Raw genomic sequence first — 4,231 nt, 5'->3', positions numbered from 1 at the left:
ACCCAGAAGATCGCAGCAGTTCCAAAAATCTCAGCAGCCATGGTCTGGGCAAAGCGATCGCACGCCCATTTAAATCCCTTCCCCCCGCAGGCTGGTGCAGATCTGTAACAGCTGCGGCAATTCCGCATCGGTTCGAACCTGTGCTGGCATGACTCCACTGGCACTTGCGCGGTAGCCCTCGGCATGGAGCGCCTGCACCAGTCGAGCGAGGGCTGGCGGCCCACCGCCTCCCAATCGCGAGGCCAGCTCATCTGTAGGCCAGACCGTGGGGCAATCCCCCAGATCCGCCTGCAGGCGCCGTAACAAGCGCAGGGTGACAGGGCTGATCTGCTGAAGACCAAGGTCTTGGGCATCGGCAATGAGCTGCTGCAAAAGAGGCTCTTCCTGCAGAGGACCAATCCACAAAGGGCCACTGATGCTCCACCTCCCCTGACCGTCCACGCAATGACAAGCAGGCCAGCCGCTGAGCTTCAGCAGAGGCTGCACCCGTTGAGCACCGCATCGTTCACAACGCGCCACCAGCCCAAGCTTCTTCTCATCGCCCGCTGGGATCTGACGCAGCAAGCGCAGGGCGAGGCGAAAGGTGCGCCCTTCACTGAAGCTGAACAGGGGCTGCACACCGTGGCCCAGAAGCCAGGCCTGCCGGGCCACCAGGCCGATCTGCTGCCGCAGGGCCATTTCCCAGCTAGCGGGATGCACGCGGGCTGCGGCTCCAAGGCTTCGAATCGCACCAACACGGTCATGACCGGTGGGGGAACGGCCATCCGTCGATGCCAGAAACAACAGGCCGTCGAAGCGCAAAGCCTGAAGGACCGGCTGAATCAAGCTCCCCGAAGCCCCAAAGGCATCGAGGTCGATGAAATCGAACCGCTGCCGCTGAAGGATCGACCGATAAAGCAACAAATCTGCCGCCTCCGCGCTGAGCCGCGTTGAGCACCCCAATTCCTGCACATTGGACTGGATCAGCGGCAGCCGATCCGGATCACCATCGTTGATCCAGAGCTCTGTCTCAGCGGCATCGCTGCCCAACGCCTCCAGGCCCCAGCGCAGCGCCCTGACCCCGCAACCGGCCATCAGATCAAGCCAACGGAGTGGTTGCGTTGCGCTTGCCTTCTGGTGGCGGGCCAGCAACACCGACAGATCGCGTGCCGGGCGTGACTCAGGCCTGAAAAACCCTGGGCCAAGGCTGAACTCAGCCAGACCTTCGCGATAGTGATGATCGGTTGAGGTCAGAAGGGTGCCGTCTGCTGCCATCCAGACTGCCGAGTGGGGCGTTCCAAGCACCTGGTGCTGGAGAGGCTGGCCCTGCCACTGGCGCGTCAGCGGCCCTGAAGCGGGACCCGCTCTGCTGCTGTTGCACGGTTTCGGCGCCGCCAGCGGACACTGGCGCCACTTTGCGCCGCGATTGGCTGATCATGGCTGGCGGGTCTACAGCCTGGATCTGCTGGGTTTCGGCCAATCCGCCCAGCCGGCGCGGCCAATGGACAACCGGCTCTGGGCGCAGCAGGTCTGCGCGTTCCTCGATCAAGTGGTTCAAGGACCAGCGGTGGTGATCGGCAACTCCTTGGGGGGCCTGACTGCGCTCACCGCAGCGGTGCTGCGGCCCGACAGGGTGCAAGCGGTAGTTGCAGCTCCGCTACCGGACCCCGCCCTGATCCAACCGCTACCGAAACGTCGCTCGCCCTGGCGACGGCGCTGGCAGCGGCGCCTGCTTTGGCTGGTTCTGCACCTTCTGCCTCTTGAGCTTGTGGTGCCCTTGATCGCGCGCACAGGTTTGCTCAAAGCCGGGCTACAGGGGGCCTACTGGAGTTCGATCCAATCCGATCAAGAACTGCTTCAGCTGGTTGCCCGTCCTGCCCGAAGGCGCACGGCAGCTCAGGCCCTCCGGGGCATGAGCCTGGGCATGTCGAAGCGCCCCAGAGGAGCCACTGCCCCCGCACTGCTCGAGCAGCTCCAATCCCCCATGCTTCTGATCTGGGGACGTCAGGATCGATTTGTGCCCCTTGCTATCGGGGAATCCCTGGCAGCCACGCATCCACAACTCGTACTGCGCGTGCTGGATCGCTGCGGTCACTGCCCCCATGACGAAGCGCCCGATCGCTTCCTTTCTGTGTTGTTGCCCTGGCTGGACCGTAACTTGGGAGGACCAGACCGGCAGGGGACGACCAGCGGCGATGAAACACACCCTCTCGGTGGTGGTTGAGGACGAATCCGGAGCACTCAGCCGGATCGCAGGACTCTTCGCCCGACGCGGTTTCAATATCGACAGCCTGGCAGTCGGTCCAGCGGAGGCGGAAGGGCAGTCTCGACTGACCATGGTTGTTGAAGGCGATGACCAGACGCTCCAGCAGATGACCAAACAGCTGGACAAACTGGTGAATGTGCTTCAGGTGTTGGACCTCACCCAGCGCCCCGCTGTGGAACGGGAGTTGATGCTGCTGAAAGTCTCAGCACCGGCAGCATCCCGGAGCGCTGTTTTCGAACTCGTTCAGGTCTTCAGGGCCAAGGTCGTGGATGTGGCCGATGAAGCCATGACCCTTGAAGTGGTGGGAGATCCCGGAAAACTGGTAGCCCTGGAACGGTTAATGGCTCCCTTCGGAATTCTCGAAATTGCCCGCACCGGCAAGGTGGCGCTCGAGCGGGCTTCAGGGGTGAACACCGAAATGCTGAAGGTGTCCCCGAGCCAGAGCCGGGTCCCGGCCTGAGTTCACTCCTTTAGAGCTGCCTTGGTAATGCGATCTCCCTGCTGAATCGCATCCACCACATCCATGCCGTCCACGACACGGCCGAAGACGGCGTAACGACCATCCAGTTCCGGCAAGGGGCGCAAAGCGACATAAAACTGTGCACTAGCGGAATCCGGCGCCTGGGAACGGGCCATGGCCACGGCCCCCCGTTCATGGGTCAGCTCCAGACCATCCAGGTCAGCGGGATTGGTGCTGACCCTGCTGTATCGGGGCTGCGTCTCCGATCGAAACTTGATTTCGAGGGGGATCATCCGAGCTTGACCATTGGCGGGGTCAACAAAGCTGCCCGTTCCTAGCTGCCCCAAGGGAACGGATCGATCGCTGGATTGCGGATCCCCCCCTTGCACAACAAAGGGAACAGGCTCGCGAACAACACGATGAAACATCGTTCCGTCGTAGGTGCCGCGCCTCACCAGATCAACAAAATTTCCGGAGGTGAGCGGTGCAGCATCTCCGTTCACTTCAATCGTGAACTCGCCCTGGCTCGTCTGCATGGTGATGGTGGCCAGCCCCTGCAGACAGGCCGCCTGAGCATCAGCGCAGCCCGTCACGACGGAGGCACGCGGAGAGGGACTGCAACTCACCAGCAGAGGGATGAGAAACAGCAGCGTCCACAAACGAAAACGACGCATCGGATCAGAGCCCCTCGAGATTGACGCCAAGGAAGCGGGCCAGCTCAGCACCGTCCTGCTCCAACTGCGCCAGAGGCAGCGGTTCGCCGACACGGGTAAGTGGCATGTCACGCCTTCCCTGAATTCTCAGGGCAACACGACGTCGAGCATTAAAGCCATCACGCACCTCGACTTTCACGGCCTTCACGTCCTTGAGAGGGATCTCCACCAGAACGGGCTTGCGGAAACCGCGACGGCTAATCGTCACCACACCGGCGTCCTTATCGAACCGGTTACTGCCACCGCCGACATTCACACCGATGACATACCACAGATAGGTGGCCAGCAACGCCGCAGCGAGGCTGTACAACCCCATGACCAGCCCCTGCGGCACAAACACCAAAGCAGCTGGATGGCCCAGAGGCAAGAGATCACGACCGAGATAACTCGACAGCGAAGCCAGAAGGAAGCCCACTCCGCCAATGGTGACGGCAGATGCCACCAGATAATTAGAGAGACGACGGGAGCCGAGCACGGTTTGCTCGAGCACTGCTGCGGACATGACCCAGCCAGAACGAAGCGCCATTTTGACCGCAGAAAGGCCCATGCGTCGAAATAGGAAAAAATCCCTAAGAAACAAAGCGATACGAGGGGTTTCAGCTCAGTGAATTCAGCCCCGCAGGACGCTTGAAGATTGTTAAGGTCGCGGCGTATCCCACAGCCTGCGGCTTTCCGCACCGTTCACCTCTCATGACGATCGCTGTAGGACGCGCGCCACAGCGGGGATGGTTCGACGTCCTCGATGACTGGCTCAAGCGCGACCGCTTCGTATTCATTGGCTGGTCTGGCATCCTTCTCCTTCCAACGGCCTAC

Annotated in this window: 5 protein-coding genes and 1 pseudogene; 3 read left to right on the top strand and 3 right to left on the bottom strand. The window is 61.7% G+C overall.

Translation table 11 applies throughout. The annotated features are described in order from the left end of the window. Nucleotides 1-69: 69 nt before the first annotated feature. Nucleotides 70-1,254 (bottom strand): RsmD family RNA methyltransferase, encoded by a 1,185-nt coding sequence (locus tag FZZ88_RS00290; protein WP_166017329.1) that lies wholly within the window; start codon nt 1,252-1,254, stop codon nt 70-72. On the opposite strand from FZZ88_RS00290, the gene FZZ88_RS00285 reads away from it, so the two are divergent. After that, nucleotides 1,238-2,203, top strand: a complete 966-nt coding sequence (locus FZZ88_RS00285) for an alpha/beta fold hydrolase (RefSeq protein ID WP_166017330.1) — start codon at nt 1,238-1,240, stop codon at nt 2,201-2,203. The genes FZZ88_RS00290 and FZZ88_RS00285 overlap by 17 nt on opposite strands. Continuing rightward, nucleotides 2,175-2,705: an acetolactate synthase small subunit gene (gene ilvN, locus FZZ88_RS00280; protein WP_115025349.1), complete on the top strand. Its 531-nt coding sequence runs from the start codon at nt 2,175-2,177 to the stop codon at nt 2,703-2,705. The genes FZZ88_RS00285 and ilvN overlap by 29 nt, the downstream gene beginning before the upstream one ends. Before the next feature lie 2 nt (nt 2,706-2,707). Here ilvN and FZZ88_RS00275 read toward each other — a convergent pair whose 3' ends face one another. Both FZZ88_RS00275 and FZZ88_RS00270 read right to left on the bottom strand, forming a co-directional pair. After that, the gene (locus FZZ88_RS00275; protein ID WP_166017331.1) at nt 2,708-3,379 is read right to left on the bottom strand and encodes a peptidylprolyl isomerase; all 672 of its coding nucleotides are present in this window, start codon (nt 3,377-3,379) and stop codon (nt 2,708-2,710) included. A gap of 4 nt (nt 3,380-3,383) precedes the next feature. After that, entirely contained in the window at nt 3,384-3,920 is a 537-nt protein-coding gene (locus tag FZZ88_RS00270; RefSeq protein WP_115025401.1) for a photosystem I assembly protein Ycf4, read from the bottom strand. A 188-nt stretch (nt 3,921-4,108) separates the two neighbouring features. On the opposite strand from FZZ88_RS00270, the pseudogene FZZ88_RS00265 reads away from it, so the two are divergent. Next, nucleotides 4,109-4,231 (top strand): annotated as a pseudogene (locus FZZ88_RS00265) (photosystem II D2 protein (photosystem q(a) protein)); the annotation flags it as partial.

Source organism: Synechococcus sp. PH41509 (genome assembly GCF_020514285.1).
Classification (GTDB): Bacteria; Cyanobacteriota; Cyanobacteriia; order PCC-6307; family Cyanobiaceae; genus Parasynechococcus.
This window is presented reverse-complemented; position numbering and strand designations above follow the sequence as displayed.